We start from the raw sequence: 16,156 nt of genomic DNA on the forward strand, positions 1-16,156 counted from the left end.
GAGTGCCAATATCGTATCACCTGGCCTCGAGGTACCGCAGGGAGCCCGGCTACGGCATGTGGCATTGGACCGGTTGCCGCGCTCTTGCTTGTTTGCCTCGCTCCTGCGCCCAGAAACAAAAAAGCCAGGCTTGGAGCCCGGCTTCTTATGAGCGCTTAAAAGCTTATTCAGCTTCTTGCACTTCAACTTCTTCCACTTCCGGGCGGTCGAGCAGTTCAACCAAAGCCATCGGTGCGTTGTCGCCGACGCGGAAGCCGAACTTCAGCACGCGCAGGTAGCCGCCCGGACGGGTGGCGTAACGCGGGCCGAGGACTTCGAACAGCTTCGTGACCGAATCACGATCGCGCAGGCGGTTGAACGCCAGACGACGATTTGCCAGCGACGGCTTCTTGCCGAGCGTGATCAGCGGCTCAACAACTTTACGGAGTTCTTTTGCTTTCGGCAGCGTGGTCTTGATGACTTCGTGCTCGATCAGCGAGTTGGACATATTACGGAGCATTGCCAGACGGTGGCTGCTCGTGCGGTTCAGTTTCCGCAAACCATGACGGTGACGCATGTTAATTCCTTTGATTCAAAGTTTTGGTCCAGCTCTTCTATCGCACTCGAACTACGCAAAAGTAGCGAGTGCACGGGCCGGTAGTGAAAAAGACAAGACGCGGATTTTAAAGGAAAATCCGCGTCTTTGCCAGCGGAGCGGCGGTTCTGCCCCGAATGACTTGCCGGCTTACTTGTCCAGCCCTGCGGGCGGCCAGTTTTCCAGCTTCATGCCGAGCGTCAAACCACGCGACGCGAGTACTTCCTTGATTTCGTTCAGCGACTTGCGGCCCAGGTTCGGCGTCTTGAGCAACTCGTTTTCCGTGCGCTGGATGAGATCGCCGATGTAGTAGATGTTCTCGGCCTTCAGGCAGTTCGCCGAACGAACCGTCAGTTCGAGATCATCGACCGGACGCAGCAGGATCGGATCGATCTGCGGCGCGCGCGACGGCGCTTCGGCCGTTGCTTCGGTACCTTCCAGTGCAGCGAACACCGACAGTTGATCAACCAGAATACGAGCCGATTGACGGATCGCTTCTTCCGGCGAGATCACACCGTTGGTTTCGATGTTCATCACGAGCTTGTCGAGGTCCGTACGCTGTTCGACACGAGCGCTCTCAACGGCGTAGCTCACGCGACGAACCGGCGAGAACGACGCGTCCAGCACGATACGGCCGATGATCTTGGCCGATTCTTCGCCGTAACGACGCACGTTGCCCGGCACGTAGCCGCGTCCCTTCTCAACCTTGATCTGAACGTCGAGTTTGCCGCCCTTCGACAGATGCGCAATCACGTGATCCGGGTTGATCACTTCGCAATCGTGCGCGAGTTCGATGTCGCCGGCGGTAACAACGCCTTCGCCTTCCTTGCGCAGCGTAACCGTCACTTCATCTCGGTTATGCAGCTTGAACACCACGCCCTTCAGGTTCAACAACAGGTTGACCACGTCCTCTTGCACACCATCGAGCGTCGAATACTCATGTACGACGCCTGCGATCGTCACTTCGGTCGGCGCATAGCCGATCATGGACGACAGCAGCACACGCCGGAGCGCGTTACCCAAGGTGTGGCCGTAACCGCGTTCAAACGGTTCCATGACCACTTTCGCGTGGCTTTCGCCCAGCGATTCAACTGCGATGATCTTGGGCTTCAACAAACTGGTTTGCATAGGTTTTCCTTTCCAATACCCTCGGCTCGTTACACCGATAAGGCTGACCGGTAACAACCTGAAAATAAACAGCCGAGACGCCCCCTTGCGCAACGCAACGGGGTGCCCCGGCAGTTAATCCGATTACCGCGAATACAATTCGACGATCAGGCTTTCGTTGATATCGCCAGCGATGTCGCTGCGTTCCGGCTTCTGCTTGAACGTGCCTTCGAACTTCTTCGAATCGACAGCGACCCAGCTCGGCATGCCGCCTTGCTCAGCCAGCGACAGCGCTTCGAGAATACGCGCCTGCTTCTTCGATTGTTCGCGAACTGCGACAACGTCGCCTGCCTTCACTTGCATCGACGGGATGTTCGACACAACGCCGTTCACGATGATCGCCTTGTGGCTCACGAGCTGACGCGCTTCAGCGCGCGTCGAACCGAAGCCCATGCGATACACCACGTTGTCCAGACGCGACTCGAGCAATTGCAGCAGGTTTTCACCCGTGTTGCCCTTCAGACGGTCAGCTTCAGCGAAATAACGGCGGAATTGACGCTCGAGAACACCGTAAATGCGCTTCACTTTTTGCTTTTCGCGCAGCTGCGTGCCGTAATCGGACGTGCGTGCACCCGAGGTGCGGCCATGCTGGCCAGGCTTGCTGTCAAGCTTGCACTTGTCAGCGAGCGAACGACGGGCGCTCTTCAGGAAGAGGTCAGTGCCTTCACGGCGGGACAGCTTGGCCTTCGGGCCGATATAACGTGCCACGTTGATTCCTTCGTTGATTGATCACGCGAATGCGTGCATTCGCGCTAGTCCGAACCCTTTGGGTCGAACGGTGGGCTTAGTCAATTCAATAGCGCAAGCAGCCTGCCGCCGCGCTACGCGGCAACAGGCGCTAGCAAAACCAGCGTCTTAGATACGACGACGCTTCGGCGGACGGCAGCCGTTGTGCGGGACCGGCGTCACATCGGAGATCGCGGTAATCTTGATGCCAAGACCATGCAACGCGCGCACCGCCGACTCACGGCCAGGGCCGGGACCCTTGATCCGCACTTCGAGGTTCTTCACGCCGTATTCCATCGCCACGCGGCCAGCCGATTCAGCTGCGACCTGAGCTGCAAACGGAGTCGATTTACGCGAACCCTTGAAGCCCTGACCACCCGACGTTGCCCAAGCAAGTGCATTGCCTTGACGATCGGTGATCGTGATGATGGTGTTGTTGAACGACGCGTGAACGTGAACCACGCCCTCGGCGACGTTCTTCTTGACCTTCTTGCGAACGCGTTGCGCCGCGGAGTTGTTCGAAGCCTTAGCCATTACGTTTTCCTGTAACTGTCAGTTCCGCTTACTTCTTCAGCGATTGCGCTGCACGACGCGGACCCTTGCGCGTACGGGCATTCGTACGCGTACGTTGGCCGCGCAGGGGCAAGCCCTTACGATGCCGCACGCCACGATAGCAGCCGAGATCCATCAGGCGCTTGATGTTCATCGTCGTTTCACGGCGCAGATCGCCTTCAACGATGAACTTGCCGACTTCTTCACGCAGCTTTTCGAGGTCTGCGTCGTTCAGGTCTTTGACCTTCTTCGAAAATGCCACACCAGCAGCGACGCAAATGTCGCGCGAGCGCGTGCGGCCGATACCGTAAATAGCCGTCAGGCCGATTTCAGTATGCTGGTGATTCGGGATGTTAACCCCTGCGATACGAGCCATTGTTTTTCCTCAAACAAAAAGCGCAAGCAAAAAGCGCGGCGTTCAGCCTTGACGCTGTTTGTGGCGCGGATCAGAGCTGCAAATCACGCGCACAACGCCTTTGCGCTTGATGATCTTGCAATTGCGGCAAATGCGCTTAACCGATGCCATCACTTTCATGATATTACCCTTTTTTCAAATCACTTCGCCCGGAACACGATCCGCGCACGCGACAGATCGTAAGGCGTCAATTCAACCGTCACCTTGTCGCCCGGCAGAATTCGGATGTAGTGCATCCGCATCTTGCCGGATATGTGTCCCAATACGACATGGCCGTTTTCCAGCTTCACCCTAAAGGTAGCGTTAGGCAGGTTTTCGATGACTTCACCCTGCATCTGGATAACATCGTCTTTGGCCATAAGTCCTTTCAGCGCATCGGGACGCCGCCGCCTTTGAAATTAGCCTTCTTCAGCAGCGATTCATACTGTTGCGACATAACGTACGACTGCACCTGCGCCATGAAATCCATTGTGACGACGACAATGATCAGCAGCGACGTTCCACCAAAATAAAACGGCACGTTCCAGCGCAGGACCAAAAACTCGGGCAGCAGACAAACGAACACGATGTAGATCGCACCGGCCAGCGTCAGACGCGTGAGGATGCGGTCGATATATCGCGCCGTTTGATCGCCCGGGCGGATGCCTGGAACGAAAGCGCCACTCTTTTTCAGGTTGTCGGCCGTCTCCCTGCTGTTGAACACCAGTGCGGTGTAGAAGAAGCAGAAGAAAACGATCGCCAACGCGTACAGCAACACGTACACCGGTTGACCGGGCTTAAGGGCTTCGGCCACATTGTGCAGCGTGTCTGCGAACCAGCCGGTACGCGACCCCGAACTGAACCAGTTCAGGATGGTTGCCGGGAAGAGAATGATCGACGATGCGAAGATCGGCGGAATCACGCCCGACATGTTCAACTTCAGCGGCAAATGCGAAGATTGACCGCCGTAAATCTTGTTACCGACTTGCCGCTTTGCGTAATTCACAAGAATCTTGCGCTGGCCGCGTTCGATGAACACCACCAGATACGTCACAGCGGCGATCAGCGCGACGACGATAATCGCCGAGATGATGCTCATCGAGCCAGTTCGCACCAGTTCGAAAAGACCACCGATTGCGTTCGGGAAACCCGCCGCAATACCGCCGAAAATGATGATCGAGATACCGTTGCCGAGCCCGCGCTCCGTGATCTGCTCACCCAGCCACATCAGGAACATCGTGCCGGTCACCAGCGTCACGACCGTCGTCAACCGAAACACCATCCCCGGATCGATCACCAGGCCCGGCTGATTTTCCAATGCCACGGCAATGCCGAATGCCTGGAACGTTGCCAGTAGGACTGTGAAGATACGCGTGTACTGCGTGATCTTCCGCTGCCCCGCCTGCCCTTCTTTTTTCAGCGCTTCCAGCTGCGGCGAGACAATCGCCAGCAACTGCATGATGATCGAAGCCGAAATGTACGGCATGATCCCGAGCGCGAAAATCGTGAACCGCGAAAGTGCGCCACCCGAGAACATGTTGAACATGCCAAGGATGCCGCCCGACTGGCTCTGGAACAACTTCGCCAGCTGGTCCGGGTCAATACCCGGCACCGGAATGTGCGCGCCGATACGATAGACGATCAACGCCAGCAGCAGAAACACTGCTCGCCGACGCAGATCGCCGAACTTCGCCGCGCTGCGACCGGGTTTTGCGAGACTCGGGCTGTTAGCCAAGTACCTTCTCCGATGCAAATGCTAGTGACGGCAAATAGCTTGCGCGTTACTCGGCAAAAGAGCCGCCGGCTGCTTCAATAGCAGCGCGCGCACCCTTCGTCGCACCCAGACCCTTCACAACGATCTTGCGTTTGAGCTCGCCCGTCGCGATGATCTTGGCGCTCTTGATCAGCTCGCCAACCAGGCCGGCTTGTTTCAGAGCCAGCAGATCGACTTCGTCGACCGGCAGCTTTTCCAGATCCGAAAGACGCACTTCACCGACAAATTCCTTCGTCAGCGAGGTGAAGCCACGCTTCGGCAGGCGACGTTGCAGCGGCATTTGGCCGCCTTCGAAGCCAACCTTGTGAAAGCCGCCCGAACGCGACTTCTGACCCTTGTGACCACGGCCAGCGGTCTTGCCGAGGCCAGAGCCAATACCGCGACCAACGCGACGCTTTGCGTGCTTCGCGCCTTCAGCCGGCTTCAGGTTATTCAATTCCATTATCAACTCCTTGAGTCCTGGTCAGCCGCTCAGCTGATGACCTTAACGAGGTACGAAACCTTGTTGATCATGCCGCGCACGGCCGGCGTGTCCTGCAACTCGCTAACCGAGTTGAGTCGGCGCAGGCCCAAGCCACGCACCGTTGCGCGGTGCGTTTCGCGGGTGCCGATCAGGCTCTTGACGAGCTGGACCTTGACAGTTTTATCAGACATGGTGTCCACCTTAGCCCAGAATATCTTCGACGGACTTGCCGCGCTTCGCCGCGATGTCGCCCGGCGTGGACTGCTTGCGCAGACCGTCGAGCGTTGCACGAACGAGGTTGTACGGGTTCGTCGAGCCGTGGCTCTTGGCCACAACGTTCTGCACGCCCATCACGTCGAACACTGCGCGCATCGGGCCGCCAGCGATCACACCGGTACCATCCTTCGCCGGAGCGAGGAGGACCATCGATGCGCCATGCTTGCCGTGCACTTCGTGTTGCAGGGTACCGTTCTTCAGCGGCACCTTGAACATGTTGCGGCGGGCTTGTTCCATCGCCTTCTGGACAGCGACCGGCACTTCCTTCGCCTTGCCCTTGCCCATACCGACGCGGCCATCACCGTCGCCAACCACGGTCAGTGCGGCGAAGCCGAGAATACGGCCACCCTTCACGACCTTGGTCACGCGGTTGACCGAAATCATCTTTTCGCGCAGGCCGTCGTCGCGTTCGTCAGCCTGAACTTTCGCTTGCATCTTTGCCATGACGAATTCTTCCCTTAGAACTTGAGTCCGGCTTCGCGCGCCGCATCAGCCAGCGCTTTCACGCGGCCGTGGTAACGGAAACCCGAACGGTCGAAGGCGACGGATTCGATGCCGGCAGCCTTAGCCTTTTCCGCAATGCGCTTACCGATCAGCGTAGCAGCAGCGACGTTGCCGCCCTTGCCCGTTTGATCAGCGAGTTGCGCACGCACTTCGGCCTCGAGCGTCGACGCGCTGGCGAGCACCTTGGTGCCGCACGGCGAGAACACTTGCGCATAGATGTGCGTGTTCGTGCGATGCACGGCGAGACGCGCGACCTGCAGCTCAGCGATCTTGATACGCGTCTGACGAGCGCGGCGCAGGCGAGATTGAGTCTTATCCATGATTGCGCACCCTTACTTCTTCTTCGTTTCTTTGAGGATCACGACCTCGTTGGCGTAGCGCACACCCTTGCCCTTGTAGGGCTCCGGCGGGCGATAGCCGCGCACTTCTGCAGCGACCTGGCCAACTTTCTGCTTGTCGATCCCCTTGATCACGATTTCGGTTTGCGACGGGGTTTCAGCCTTCACGCCTTCCGGCATCTGGTGCACCACGGGGTGCGAGAAACCCAGCGACAGGTTCAGCTTGTCGCCTTGCGCCTGTGCGCGATAACCGACGCCAACCAGCGTCAGCTTGCGCTCGAAACCCTTCGTCACGCCTTGCACCATGTTCGCAACCAGTGCGCGCATCGTGCCCGACATCGCATTCGCTTCGCGGCTCTCGCCAACCGGCTCCAGCTTCAGAACGCCGTTGTCGTTCACCACTTTAACGAGGCGGTTAGCCGCCTGCGTAATCGTACCCAGCGGACCCTTGACGGTGATGCGTTCGTCGCTCAGGGCCACTTCTGCGCCTTGCAGCGCGATCGGGCTCTTACCTACTCGAGACATGTTTCTCTCCTTTCGGCCTTAAGCGACGTAGCAGATGACTTCGCCGCCAACGCCCGTTGCACGCGCCTTGCGGTCCGTCATCACGCCCTTCGGCGTCGACACGATTGCCACGCCGAGGCCATTCATGACCACGGGGATGTCGTTACGGCCGCGGTACACACGCAGACCAGGCTTCGAGACGCGCTCGATGCGCTCGATGACCGGGCGGCCAGCGTAGTACTTCAACACGATATTCAATTCAGATTTCGCACCTTCGGACTTCACTGCGAAATCATCGATATAGCCTTCGTCCTTCAGGACCTGCGCAATCGCAACCTTGACTTTCGACGAGGGCATAGTCACCGAGACTTTCTCAACCATCTGCGCGTTGCGGATGCGAGTCAGCATATCGGCGATAGGATCACTCATGCTCATTTATGTTTCTCCTATTACCAGCTCGCCTTGGTCAGGCCAGGGATCTCGCCGCGGAACGCGATTTCGCGAATCTTGTTACGCGCCAGCCCGAATTTACGGAACGTGCCACGCGGACGACCGGTAATGGCGCAACGGTTGCGCTTACGGGTCGGGTTAGAGTTGCGCGGCAATTGTTGCAGTTCCAGACGTGCTGCGTAATGCTCTTCGTCCGACTTGCTCATATCGCCAATGATCGCCTTCAACTCTGCACGCTTGGGAGCGTACTTAGCAGCGAGGCGAGCACGCTTCTTTTCACGTTCGATCAGTGCCAGTTTAGCCACGGTAACCTCAGTTTCTGAACGGGAACTTGAAGCTGGCGAGCAGAGCCTTTGCTTCGTCGTCGGTCTTCGCAGTCGTCGTGATGCTGATATTCAGCCCACGCAGTGCGTCGATCTTGTCGTAGTCGATTTCGGGGAAAATGATCTGCTCTTTCACACCGATGTTGTAGTTGCCGCGACCGTCGAACGCACGACCCGACACGCCACGGAAGTCACGCACACGCGGGAGCGCAACCGTCACGAAACGGTCCAGAAATTCGTACATCGCCTGACCACGCAACGTGACCATTGCACCGATCGGGTAGCCCTGACGGATTTTGAAGCCAGCGATTGCCTTGCGCGCCTTCGTGATCACCGGCTTCTGGCCCGCGATCTTCGTCAGGTCGCCAACGGCGTTCTCGATGATCTTCTTGTCAGCAACCGCTTCGCCCAAGCCCATGTTCAGGGTGATCTTGGTGATGCGCGGCACTTCCATCACAGACTTGTAACCGAACTTCTCGATGAGGCCGGGTACAACCTTTTCTTTGTAAAACTCTTGCAAACGAGCCATTTTTTAACTCCGCAGCGTCAAGCGCTCAGCTCGGCACCGGTCGTCTTGAGGAAACGGACCTTCTTGTCTCCTTCGACCTTGATGCCTACACGCGATGCCTTGCCATTCGCGTCGACCAATGCGACGTTCGAAATTTGCAGAGGCATCGTCTTGGCTTCCACACCGCCCGTCGTACCCTTCATCGGGTTCGGCTTGACGTGTTTCTTAACGAGGTTGATACCCTCGACAGTAACCTTGCCTTCGCCAACGGACAGCACGACGCCGCGCTTGCCTTTATCTTTGCCGGTGATGACGATAACTTCGTCACCTTTGCGAATCTTGTTCATCGCGACTCCTTACAGCACTTCAGGTGCCAGCGAAACGATCTTCATGAATCGTTCGCTACGCAACTCGCGCGTGACAGGCCCGAAAATACGGGTGCCAATAGGTTCGAGCTTGGCATTCAACAACACTGCGGCATTGCCATCGAACTTGATCAGCGAGCCGTCCTGACGGCGCACGCCTTTGGCGGTACGAACCACCACGGCGTTATAAATTTCGCCTTTCTTCACGCGCCCGCGCGGCGTTGCTTCTTTGACGGTCACCTTGATGATGTCGCCAATGCTGGCATAACGACGCTTCGAGCCGCCGAGCACCTTGATGCACATGACTTCACGCGCACCCGTGTTGTCGGCCACTTCAAGCCGAGTTTCGGTCTGGATCATGGTTTATCTTTCCCAACTTAATCCGGTCACACCACCATGGCGTACCCGGTCAGTCTTGGTCCCGTCAGCCAATCGGCTGCTTGGGTTAGAACAGCAGCGACGGCAAACGAAACCCGCCATCGCAATCCGGTGAATCCTTCGGAACAGACTGGCGCCTGAACCGCTCCCCCCACCAACTTCGCCCGCGACGGGGCTCCCATAACGAGGGAAGACCGAGAGTATAACAAATAATCTCGGTCTTGCAAGCGAAATCTACTGCGATTTCAACAACTTCTACTACTTAGCGGCATCAGATGACGCGAGCAGCCTCGACCAGGCGAGCCACAACCCAGGCTTTCGTCTTGGAAATCGGACGAGTTTCCTGGATTTCAACAAGGTCGCCCTCGTTGTACGTGTTCGCGTCGTCGTGTGCGTGGTACTTCTTCGAGCGCACAACGTACTTGCCGTAGATCGGGTGCTTCACGCGATGCTCGACCAGCACGGTGACCGTCTTGTCCATCTTGTTGCTGACGACCTTGCCGACCAGCGTCCGCTTGAGCGAGGTTTTTACGCTATCGTTCATTTCTGGTTCGCCTTCTCAGTCAGGACGGTCCGCACACGTGCGATGTCGCGACGAACCTTCTTCAGCTGGCTCGTGTTCGTGAGCTGCTGGGTCGCGAGTTGCATGCGCAGGCCGAATTGCGCCTTCAACAGGTCCGACAGCTCCTTGTTGAGCGCGGCCTGATCTTTCTGGTGAAGTTCGGAAGCCTTCATCATTTACTCCTTAGGCGCCGAGCTGACGCACGATGAAGGTCGTCTTCAGCGGCAGCTTAGCTGCAGCCAGACGGAACGCTTCGCGTGCCAGCTCTTCGGTTACGCCATCCATTTCGTACAGCATCTTGCCCGGTTGAATCTCTGCGACGTAGTACTCCGGGTTACCTTTACCGTTACCCATACGTACTTCAGCCGGCTTGTGCGAGATCGGCTTGTCCGGGAAGATGCGGATCCAGATGCGGCCACCACGCTTGATGTGACGCGTCATTGCACGACGCGCCGCTTCAATTTGGCGCGCGGTCAAGCGACCACGACCGATAGCCTTCAGGCCGAATTCACCGAACGACACCGCGTTGCCACGGGTAGCGACGCCGGTGTTACGACCCTTCTGCTCTTTGCGATACTTTCTGCGTTTCGGTTGCAGCATCGTTATTCTCCAGTCTTCCCGTCGCCGCCGGCACCGCCAGCACGACGAGGAGCGCCACGGCGTGCACCTGCCGGGCCACCACCTTCACCATCGCGACGCGGACGGCGATCGCCACCCGGACGTGCGTTGCGGCGCGGACGCTTTTCTTCGGCGACTTCTTCAACCACCGGTGCGTCGTTACGGCCGAGCGTATCGCCCTTGTAGACCCAAACCTTCACGCCGATGATGCCGTACGTCGTCTTCGCTTCAGAAGTCGCGTAGTCGATATCCGCACGCAGGGTATGAAGCGGCACGCGACCTTCGCGATACCATTCCGTACGAGCGATTTCAATGCCGTTCAGACGGCCAGCGCTCATGATCTTGATGCCTTGAGCACCCAGACGCATTGCGTTTTGCATCGCACGCTTCATCGCGCGGCGGAACATAATCCGACGCTCGAGCTGTTGCGTGATCGAATCCGCGATCAGTTGCGCGTCGGTTTCCGGCTTGCGAATTTCTTCGATGTTGACGTGAACCGGAACGCCCATGCGCTTTTGCAGCTCGGACTTCAGCAGTTCAATGTCTTCACCCTTCTTGCCGATCACGACACCCGGACGCGAGCTGAAAATCGTGATGCGTGCGTTCTTTGCAGGACGCTCGATCACAACGCGGCCGACGGACGCGTTCTTCAGCTTCTTCTTCAGGTATTCACGAACACCGATGTCTTCCTGCAACATCGCCGCGAAATTGTTGTTGTTCGCGTACCAACGCGACGCCCAATTGCGGCTGACGGCCAAACGGAAGCCAGTCGGATGAATTTTCTGTCCCATCGTATGGCTCCTTAATTCCCGACCGTCACAGTGATGTGACAGGATTGCTTCTCGATGCGGTTACCACGGCCTTTCGCGCGCGCGGTGAAACGCTTGAGCGACGCAGCCTTGTCGATGTAGATGCTCGTGATCTTGAGCTCATCGATATCGGCGCCTTCGTTATGCTCCGCATTCGCGATCGCCGACAGCACGACCTTTTTCACGATTCCCGCAGCCTTCTTCGGCGAGAACGTCAGAACGTTCAGCGCCTTGTCGACCGGCAAACCGCGGATCTGGTCAGCCACAAGGCGCGTTTTCTGCGCCGAGATGCGGGCACCGCGATGAATTGCTTTCACTTCCATCTTGAGCCCCTTATTTCTTAGCCTTCTTGTCGGCTGCATGACCCTTGAACGTACGGGTCAGTGCGAACTCGCCAAGCTTGTGGCCGACCATGTTTTCCGAGATGTACACCGGAACGTGTTGACGGCCGTTGTGAACGGCGATCGTCAGACCGATGAAATCCGGGAGGATCGTCGAGCGACGCGACCAGGTTTTGATCGGCTTCTTATCCCGCGAAGCTGCTGCCGCCTCAACTTTCTTCAGCAAATGGGCGTCGCAGAACGGACCTTTTTTTACAGAACGTGCCATTGCCTACTCCTTAACGCTTGTGACGGCGCTGGACGATCATGCTCGTCGTGCGCTTGTTGCTGCGGGTGCGATAACCCTTAGCAGGCGTGCCCCACGGGCTCACCGGATCGCGACCTGCAGCCGTCTTGCCTTCACCACCACCGTGCGGGTGATCGACCGGGTTCATTGCAACGCCGCGCACCGTCGGGCGGATACCGCGCCAGCGGTTCGCGCCAGCCTTACCGATTTGACGGAGGCTATGCTCTTCGTTGCCAACTTCACCAATCGTCGCGCGGCACTCAACGTGAACGCGGCGGATTTCACCCGAGCGCAGGCGGACCTGTGCGTAGATGCCTTCACGAGCCAGCAGCATCGCCGACGTACCAGCCGAACGCGCCATTTGCGCGCCCTTGCCCGGCAGCATTTCGATGCAGTGAATCGTCGTACCGACCGGGATGTTGCGGATCGGCAGCGTGTTGCCTGCGCGGATCGGCGCTTCCGAACCCGACATCAGTTGCTGACCGACGGTGAGACCCTTCGGAGCAATGATGTAACGACGCTCGCCGTCTGCGTACAGAACCAGCGCGATGTTCGCGCTACGGTTCGGATCGTACTCAAGACGTTCGACCTTCGCTGCGATACCGTCCTTGTTGCGGCGGAAATCGACAACACGATAGTGATGCTTGTGACCACCACCCTTATGACGCGTGGTGATGTGGCCGTTGTTGTTACGGCCGGCGGTCGAGGATTGCGAATCGAGCAGCGCTGCGAACGGCTTGCCCTTATGCAGATCCTTGTTGACCACCTTGACCATCGCACGGCGACCCGGCGAAGTCGGCTTAACTTTAACGATTGCCATGATTACTTGGCCTCCGCTTCAAAGTTGATTTCCTGGCCGGGCTTCAGGCAGACGTACGCCTTCTTCACGTCCTTACGCTTGCCCATGAAGCGGCCAAAGCGCTTGGCTTTACCCTTCTGGACCAGCACGTTGACGGAATTGACTTCCACCTTGAACAGCAGCTCGACTGCAGCTTTCACTTCCTGCTTCGTGGCATCGGGCGCGACTTCGAACACAACTTGCTCGTTCTTGTCGGCCACCAGCGTCGCCTTTTCGGAGATCACCGGCGCGAGCAGGACCTGCATCAAACGATGATCGTTCTTGCGAATCTCGCTCATGACAGCAACTCCTCGATCTGGGCGACCGCAGCCTTCGTGATCAGGATCTTCTTGAAGTAGATCAGCGACAGCGGGTCGGCGTAGCGCGGCTCGACAACTGCCACATGGGCGAGGTTGCGCGACGCGAGGTACAGGTTTTCGTCAACTGTGTCGGTAATCACCAGCACGGAGTCGAGACCCATCGCCTTGAATTTTTCGGCCAGCAGCTTGGTCTTCGGCGCTTCGAGCGTCAGCTCGTCGACCACCGAGATACGGCCTTCGCGGGCCAGCTGCGAGAAGATCGAGCAGAGGCCTGCGCGATGCATCTTCTTGTTGACCTTGTGCGAAAAGTTTTCTTCCGGCGAATTCGGGAAAATCCGGCCGCCGCCACGCCACAACGGGCTCGACGACATACCGGCACGGGCACGGCCCGTACCCTTCTGGCGCCACGGCTTCTTGGTCGTGTGCTTGACTTGCTCACGGTCCTTCTGCGCGCGGTTGCCGCTGCGGGCATTCGCTTGATACGCAACAACCACCTGGTGAATCAGGGCTTCGTTGTAATCGCGACCGAACACGACGTCCGACGCGCTAACGCCTGCACCTTCCTGACCATTGGCATTCAGGAGCTTAAGTTCCATTATTTCGCTCCTTTCACGGCACGCGTTTTCACGGCCGGCGTAACGAATACCTTGCCACCCTTCGCACCCGGAACGGCGCCCTTGACCAGCAACAGCTTGCGGTCAGCGTCGATACGAGCGATTTCGAGGTTTTGCACCGTTACCGTTTCGTCACCCATGTGACCGGTCATGCGCTTACCCGGGAAGACACGACCCGGATCCTGCGCCATACCGATCGAACCCGGCACGTTGTGCGAGCGCGAGTTACCGTGCGATGCACGGCCGGATGCGAAGTTGTAACGCTTGATGGTACCGGCGTAGCCCTTACCGATCGACACGCCTTGCACGTCGACCTTCTGGCCCACTTCGAACAGATCGGGACCGACCACGGCGCCGCTCGACAACTCGGCAGCCTTGGCGGCGTCGATCTGGAATTCTTTGAGGATTTCACCGGCTTGAACACCGGCTTTGGCGAGATGACCGGCCAACGGCTTCGTCACGCGCGATGCACGGCGCGTACCGAATGCAACCTGCACGGCGGTGTAGCCGTCGGTTTCAACAGTCTTGATCTGCGTCACGCGGTTGTCGGACACGTCCAGCACGGTAACGGGAATCGAATCCCCTTCTGCCGTGAAGATACGGGTCATGCCAACCTTGCGACCTACGAGTCCAAGGCTCATCGTTTTCTCCATTCCCGACTGCGATTGGTCGGGGCTAATTTACAAATGCCGGTGCCGTTTCGGGCATGAATTCATGCTGCAGCACACCGACTTTTTTGCGCAAATGCGCGAAAAGCCTTGCATTATAGCGAGGCTTTTCGTTTTCTGCAAGCAATCAAAGACTTAGCGTTGCCCGGACTACTGGACAACCTCTGGAAGCCTTACTGCAGCTTGATTTCAACGTCCACGCCAGCCGGCAGATCAAGCTTCATCAGTGCGTCGACGGTCTTGTCCGTCGGATCGACGATGTCCATCAGGCGCTGGTGCGTGCGGATTTCGAGCTGATCGCGCGACGTCTTGTTGACGTGCGGCGAACGCAGGATGTCGAAACGTTGAATGCGGGTCGGCAGCGGCACCGGACCACGAACGATTGCGCCAGTCCGCTTTGCCGTGTCGACGATTTCAGCAGCCGATTGGTCGATCAGACGATAGTCGAAAGCCTTCAGGCGAATGCGGATTTTCTGGTTCTGCATGACAATTCCTTGGAAAGAGCGAGGCGGTATTGCGCCGCCAGATAGTAAAAGAACGTAGAGCCGGGTGCCCACTTGGGACGGGCGCCCGGCTCCGGGCACCACTTACTGCAAAGTCAATCCGCGATTTTACTCGAGAATCTTGGCAACCACACCGGCGCCGACCGTACGGCCGCCTTCGCGAATGGCGAAGCGCAGACCTTCTTCCATGGCGATCGGGTTGATCAGCTTCACCGTGATCGACACGTTGTCGCCCGGCATGACCATTTCCTTGTCCTTCGGCAGCTCGATCGAGCCCGTCACGTCCGTCGTACGGAAGTAGAACTGCGGACGGTAGTTGTTGAAGAACGGCGTGTGACGGCCGCCTTCGTCCTTGCTCAGCACGTACACTTCAGCCGTGAAGTGCGTGTGCGGGTTGATCGAACCCGGCTTGGCCAGCACCTGGCCACGCTCCACGTCTTCACGCTTCGTGCCGCGCAGCAGGATACCGACGTTGTCGCCTGCCTGACCCTGGTCGAGCAGCTTGCGGAACATTTCCACGCCCGTGCAGGTCGTCTTCACCGTCGGCTTGATACCGACAATTTCGATTTCCTCGCCGACCTTGACGATGCCGCGCTCAACGCGACCCGTCACCACCGTGCCACGACCCGAGATCGAGAACACGTCTTCCACCGGCATCAGGAACGAACCGTCCACCGCGCGCTCCGGCGTCGGGATGTACGTGTCCAGCGCGTCGGCCAGGTTCATGATCGCCACTTCGCCCAGCTCGCCCTTGTCGCCTTCCAGCGCCAGCTTGGCCGAACCCTTGATGATCGGCGTGTCGTCACCCGGGAAGTCGTACTTCGACAGAAGCTCGCGCACTTCCATCTCGACCAGCTCCAGCAGCTCAGCGTCGTCCACCATGTCGCACTTGTTCAGGAACACGATGATGTACGGAACGCCAACCTGACGCGCCAGCAGGATGTGCTCACGCGTTTGCGGCATCGGGCCGTCAGCGGCCGAACACACCAGGATCGCGCCGTCCATCTGCGCGGCGCCCGTGATCATGTTCTTCACATAGTCAGCGTGGCCCGGGCAGTCGACGTGTGCGTAGTGGCGGTTAGCCGTTTCGTACTCGACGTGTGCCGTGTTGATCGTGATACCACGTGCCTTTTCTTCCGGCGCCGCGTCGATCTGGTCGTATGCCTTCGCTTCGCCGCCGAACTTCTGCGTCAGAACCGTCGTGATCGCTGCCGTCAGCGTGGTCTTGCCGTGGTCAACGTGACCAATCGTGCCGACGTTCACGTGCGGCTTGGTCCGTTCGAATTTACCTTTAGCCATGT

The 16,156-nt window shown here is 58.2% G+C and carries 30 protein-coding genes; all 30 read right to left on the reverse strand.

The annotated features are described in order from the left end of the window. Positions 1-163 precede the first annotated feature (163 nt). The 30 genes from rplQ to tuf all read right to left on the reverse strand — a co-directional run bounded on the left by rplQ (position 164) and on the right by tuf (position 16,154). Positions 164-556, reverse strand: a complete 393-nt coding sequence (rplQ, locus tag VOM14_RS26105) for a 50S ribosomal protein L17 (RefSeq protein ID WP_006052227.1) — start codon at positions 554-556, stop codon at positions 164-166. A 168-nt stretch (positions 557-724) separates the two neighbouring features. Further along, on the reverse strand, positions 725-1,702 hold the full coding sequence (locus VOM14_RS26110) for a DNA-directed RNA polymerase subunit alpha (protein WP_006052226.1): 978 nt from the start codon (positions 1,700-1,702) through the stop codon (positions 725-727). Between the two features lie 123 nt (positions 1,703-1,825). Beyond that, a complete protein-coding gene (rpsD, locus tag VOM14_RS26115) occupies positions 1,826-2,449 on the reverse strand; it encodes a 30S ribosomal protein S4 (protein WP_327631648.1) in 624 nt (207 codons plus the stop codon). Positions 2,450-2,596: 147 nt separating this feature from the next. Then, positions 2,597-3,001, reverse strand: a complete 405-nt coding sequence (gene rpsK, locus VOM14_RS26120; RefSeq protein WP_006052224.1) for a 30S ribosomal protein S11 — start codon at positions 2,999-3,001, stop codon at positions 2,597-2,599. A gap of 28 nt (positions 3,002-3,029) precedes the next feature. Then, positions 3,030-3,395 carry a 30S ribosomal protein S13 gene (gene rpsM, locus VOM14_RS26125; RefSeq protein ID WP_006052223.1) on the reverse strand — a complete coding sequence of 122 codons (366 nt, stop codon included), beginning with the start codon at positions 3,393-3,395 and terminating at the stop codon, positions 3,030-3,032. A gap of 42 nt (positions 3,396-3,437) precedes the next feature. After that, complete coding sequence (gene rpmJ, locus VOM14_RS26130) at positions 3,438-3,554, reverse strand: 50S ribosomal protein L36 (protein WP_004199844.1); 117 nt, start codon at positions 3,552-3,554, stop codon at positions 3,438-3,440. A gap of 20 nt (positions 3,555-3,574) precedes the next feature. Next, positions 3,575-3,793, reverse strand: coding sequence for a translation initiation factor IF-1 (gene infA / locus VOM14_RS26135; protein WP_004521905.1), 219 nt, complete (start codon positions 3,791-3,793; stop codon positions 3,575-3,577). A gap of 8 nt (positions 3,794-3,801) precedes the next feature. Continuing rightward, entirely contained in the window at positions 3,802-5,148 is a 1,347-nt protein-coding gene (gene secY, locus VOM14_RS26140) for a preprotein translocase subunit SecY (RefSeq protein WP_327631649.1), read from the reverse strand. Positions 5,149-5,194: 46 nt separating this feature from the next. Beyond that, a complete protein-coding gene (gene rplO, locus VOM14_RS26145; RefSeq protein WP_013340733.1) occupies positions 5,195-5,629 on the reverse strand; it encodes a 50S ribosomal protein L15 in 435 nt (144 codons plus the stop codon). A gap of 29 nt (positions 5,630-5,658) precedes the next feature. Beyond that, positions 5,659-5,841: a 50S ribosomal protein L30 gene (rpmD, locus tag VOM14_RS26150; RefSeq protein WP_007180126.1), complete on the reverse strand. Its 183-nt coding sequence runs from the start codon at positions 5,839-5,841 to the stop codon at positions 5,659-5,661. 10 nt (positions 5,842-5,851) lie between these two features. After that, on the reverse strand, positions 5,852-6,370 hold the full coding sequence (gene rpsE, locus VOM14_RS26155) for a 30S ribosomal protein S5 (RefSeq protein WP_006052219.1): 519 nt from the start codon (positions 6,368-6,370) through the stop codon (positions 5,852-5,854). A 14-nt stretch (positions 6,371-6,384) separates the two neighbouring features. Further along, positions 6,385-6,750 carry a 50S ribosomal protein L18 gene (gene rplR / locus VOM14_RS26160; protein WP_006052218.1) on the reverse strand — a complete coding sequence of 122 codons (366 nt, stop codon included), beginning with the start codon at positions 6,748-6,750 and terminating at the stop codon, positions 6,385-6,387. Between the two features lie 12 nt (positions 6,751-6,762). Beyond that, positions 6,763-7,293, reverse strand: coding sequence for a 50S ribosomal protein L6 (gene rplF / locus VOM14_RS26165; RefSeq protein ID WP_327631650.1), 531 nt, complete (start codon positions 7,291-7,293; stop codon positions 6,763-6,765). Positions 7,294-7,311: 18 nt separating this feature from the next. Further along, a complete protein-coding gene (rpsH, locus tag VOM14_RS26170; RefSeq protein ID WP_006052216.1) occupies positions 7,312-7,707 on the reverse strand; it encodes a 30S ribosomal protein S8 in 396 nt (131 codons plus the stop codon). Between the two features lie 14 nt (positions 7,708-7,721). Then, positions 7,722-8,027, reverse strand: coding sequence for a 30S ribosomal protein S14 (gene rpsN / locus VOM14_RS26175; RefSeq protein WP_006052215.1), 306 nt, complete (start codon positions 8,025-8,027; stop codon positions 7,722-7,724). A gap of 7 nt (positions 8,028-8,034) precedes the next feature. Beyond that, entirely contained in the window at positions 8,035-8,574 is a 540-nt protein-coding gene (gene rplE, locus VOM14_RS26180; RefSeq protein WP_006052214.1) for a 50S ribosomal protein L5, read from the reverse strand. 17 nt (positions 8,575-8,591) lie between these two features. Beyond that, the gene (rplX, locus tag VOM14_RS26185) at positions 8,592-8,900 is read right to left on the reverse strand and encodes a 50S ribosomal protein L24 (RefSeq protein WP_020070584.1); all 309 of its coding nucleotides are present in this window, start codon (positions 8,898-8,900) and stop codon (positions 8,592-8,594) included. A 9-nt stretch (positions 8,901-8,909) separates the two neighbouring features. Next, complete coding sequence (rplN, locus tag VOM14_RS26190) at positions 8,910-9,278, reverse strand: 50S ribosomal protein L14 (RefSeq protein WP_006052212.1); 369 nt, start codon at positions 9,276-9,278, stop codon at positions 8,910-8,912. A gap of 289 nt (positions 9,279-9,567) precedes the next feature. After that, complete coding sequence (rpsQ, locus tag VOM14_RS26195) at positions 9,568-9,840, reverse strand: 30S ribosomal protein S17 (RefSeq protein ID WP_007180129.1); 273 nt, start codon at positions 9,838-9,840, stop codon at positions 9,568-9,570. Beyond that, positions 9,837-10,031, reverse strand: coding sequence for a 50S ribosomal protein L29 (gene rpmC, locus VOM14_RS26200; RefSeq protein ID WP_007180130.1), 195 nt, complete (start codon positions 10,029-10,031; stop codon positions 9,837-9,839). The genes rpsQ and rpmC overlap by 4 nt, the downstream gene beginning before the upstream one ends. A gap of 10 nt (positions 10,032-10,041) precedes the next feature. Then, the gene (gene rplP, locus VOM14_RS26205) at positions 10,042-10,458 is read right to left on the reverse strand and encodes a 50S ribosomal protein L16 (RefSeq protein WP_013340739.1); all 417 of its coding nucleotides are present in this window, start codon (positions 10,456-10,458) and stop codon (positions 10,042-10,044) included. 2 nt (positions 10,459-10,460) lie between these two features. Then, on the reverse strand, positions 10,461-11,267 hold the full coding sequence (rpsC, locus tag VOM14_RS26210) for a 30S ribosomal protein S3 (RefSeq protein ID WP_012434570.1): 807 nt from the start codon (positions 11,265-11,267) through the stop codon (positions 10,461-10,463). An 11-nt stretch (positions 11,268-11,278) separates the two neighbouring features. Further along, positions 11,279-11,608 (reverse strand): 50S ribosomal protein L22, encoded by a 330-nt coding sequence (gene rplV / locus VOM14_RS26215; protein WP_011490054.1) that lies wholly within the window; start codon positions 11,606-11,608, stop codon positions 11,279-11,281. A gap of 10 nt (positions 11,609-11,618) precedes the next feature. After that, positions 11,619-11,894 carry a 30S ribosomal protein S19 gene (gene rpsS / locus VOM14_RS26220; protein WP_004199273.1) on the reverse strand — a complete coding sequence of 92 codons (276 nt, stop codon included), beginning with the start codon at positions 11,892-11,894 and terminating at the stop codon, positions 11,619-11,621. Positions 11,895-11,904: 10 nt separating this feature from the next. Continuing rightward, positions 11,905-12,732, reverse strand: a complete 828-nt coding sequence (gene rplB / locus VOM14_RS26225; protein WP_327631651.1) for a 50S ribosomal protein L2 — start codon at positions 12,730-12,732, stop codon at positions 11,905-11,907. Positions 12,733-12,734: 2 nt separating this feature from the next. Further along, complete coding sequence (gene rplW / locus VOM14_RS26230; protein WP_028199567.1) at positions 12,735-13,049, reverse strand: 50S ribosomal protein L23; 315 nt, start codon at positions 13,047-13,049, stop codon at positions 12,735-12,737. Continuing rightward, entirely contained in the window at positions 13,046-13,666 is a 621-nt protein-coding gene (gene rplD, locus VOM14_RS26235) for a 50S ribosomal protein L4 (protein WP_007180136.1), read from the reverse strand. The genes rplW and rplD overlap by 4 nt, the downstream gene beginning before the upstream one ends. Beyond that, positions 13,666-14,325 carry a 50S ribosomal protein L3 gene (gene rplC, locus VOM14_RS26240; RefSeq protein ID WP_309584139.1) on the reverse strand — a complete coding sequence of 220 codons (660 nt, stop codon included), beginning with the start codon at positions 14,323-14,325 and terminating at the stop codon, positions 13,666-13,668. Before rplC ends, rplD begins: the two co-directional genes overlap by 1 nt. 200 nt (positions 14,326-14,525) lie before the next feature. Further along, a complete protein-coding gene (gene rpsJ / locus VOM14_RS26245) occupies positions 14,526-14,837 on the reverse strand; it encodes a 30S ribosomal protein S10 (RefSeq protein ID WP_006998489.1) in 312 nt (103 codons plus the stop codon). 126 nt (positions 14,838-14,963) lie between these two features. Beyond that, the gene (gene tuf, locus VOM14_RS26250) at positions 14,964-16,154 is read right to left on the reverse strand and encodes an elongation factor Tu (protein WP_175151108.1); all 1,191 of its coding nucleotides are present in this window, start codon (positions 16,152-16,154) and stop codon (positions 14,964-14,966) included. Between the last annotated feature and the right edge of the window lie 2 nt (positions 16,155-16,156).

The sequence above is a fragment of the Paraburkholderia sp. MPAMCS5 genome, assembly GCF_036016995.1.
Lineage (GTDB): Bacteria > Pseudomonadota > Gammaproteobacteria > Burkholderiales > Burkholderiaceae > Paraburkholderia.

Coding starts and splice junctions, on each gene's coding strand:
- rpsE (WP_006052219.1), bottom strand. CDS start 6,370: ATGGCAAAGATGCAAGCGAAAGTTCAGGCTGACGAACGCGACGACGGC.
- rplO (WP_013340733.1), bottom strand. CDS start 5,629: ATGGAATTGAATAACCTGAAGCCGGCTGAAGGCGCGAAGCACGCAAAG.
- infA (WP_004521905.1), bottom strand. CDS start 3,793: ATGGCCAAAGACGATGTTATCCAGATGCAGGGTGAAGTCATCGAAAAC.
- rpsK (WP_006052224.1), bottom strand. CDS start 3,001: ATGGCTAAGGCTTCGAACAACTCCGCGGCGCAACGCGTTCGCAAGAAG.
- rpsH (WP_006052216.1), bottom strand. CDS start 7,707: ATGAGCATGAGTGATCCTATCGCCGATATGCTGACTCGCATCCGCAAC.
- rplW (WP_028199567.1), bottom strand. CDS start 13,049: ATGAGCGAGATTCGCAAGAACGATCATCGTTTGATGCAGGTCCTGCTC.
- tuf (WP_175151108.1), bottom strand. CDS start 16,154: ATGGCTAAAGGTAAATTCGAACGGACCAAGCCGCACGTGAACGTCGGC.
- rplV (WP_011490054.1), bottom strand. CDS start 11,608: ATGGAAGTGAAAGCAATTCATCGCGGTGCCCGCATCTCGGCGCAGAAA.
- rplB (WP_327631651.1), bottom strand. CDS start 12,732: ATGGCAATCGTTAAAGTTAAGCCGACTTCGCCGGGTCGCCGTGCGATG.
- rpsM (WP_006052223.1), bottom strand. CDS start 3,395: ATGGCTCGTATCGCAGGGGTTAACATCCCGAATCACCAGCATACTGAA.
- rplE (WP_006052214.1), bottom strand. CDS start 8,574: ATGGCTCGTTTGCAAGAGTTTTACAAAGAAAAGGTTGTACCCGGCCTC.
- rplN (WP_006052212.1), bottom strand. CDS start 9,278: ATGATCCAGACCGAAACTCGGCTTGAAGTGGCCGACAACACGGGTGCG.
- rpsQ (WP_007180129.1), bottom strand. CDS start 9,840: ATGAACGATAGCGTAAAAACCTCGCTCAAGCGGACGCTGGTCGGCAAG.
- rpmD (WP_007180126.1), bottom strand. CDS start 5,841: ATGTCTGATAAAACTGTCAAGGTCCAGCTCGTCAAGAGCCTGATCGGC.
- rplF (WP_327631650.1), bottom strand. CDS start 7,293: ATGTCTCGAGTAGGTAAGAGCCCGATCGCGCTGCAAGGCGCAGAAGTG.
- rpsC (WP_012434570.1), bottom strand. CDS start 11,267: ATGGGACAGAAAATTCATCCGACTGGCTTCCGTTTGGCCGTCAGCCGC.
- rplX (WP_020070584.1), bottom strand. CDS start 8,900: ATGAACAAGATTCGCAAAGGTGACGAAGTTATCGTCATCACCGGCAAA.
- VOM14_RS26110 (WP_006052226.1), bottom strand. CDS start 1,702: ATGCAAACCAGTTTGTTGAAGCCCAAGATCATCGCAGTTGAATCGCTG.
- rplD (WP_007180136.1), bottom strand. CDS start 13,666: ATGGAACTTAAGCTCCTGAATGCCAATGGTCAGGAAGGTGCAGGCGTT.
- rpmJ (WP_004199844.1), bottom strand. CDS start 3,554: ATGAAAGTGATGGCATCGGTTAAGCGCATTTGCCGCAATTGCAAGATC.
- rpsJ (WP_006998489.1), bottom strand. CDS start 14,837: ATGCAGAACCAGAAAATCCGCATTCGCCTGAAGGCTTTCGACTATCGT.
- rpmC (WP_007180130.1), bottom strand. CDS start 10,031: ATGAAGGCTTCCGAACTTCACCAGAAAGATCAGGCCGCGCTCAACAAG.
- rplC (WP_309584139.1), bottom strand. CDS start 14,325: ATGAGCCTTGGACTCGTAGGTCGCAAGGTTGGCATGACCCGTATCTTC.
- rplR (WP_006052218.1), bottom strand. CDS start 6,750: ATGGATAAGACTCAATCTCGCCTGCGCCGCGCTCGTCAGACGCGTATC.
- rpsS (WP_004199273.1), bottom strand. CDS start 11,894: ATGGCACGTTCTGTAAAAAAAGGTCCGTTCTGCGACGCCCATTTGCTG.
- rplP (WP_013340739.1), bottom strand. CDS start 10,458: ATGCTGCAACCGAAACGCAGAAAGTATCGCAAAGAGCAGAAGGGTCGT.
- rplQ (WP_006052227.1), bottom strand. CDS start 556: ATGCGTCACCGTCATGGTTTGCGGAAACTGAACCGCACGAGCAGCCAC.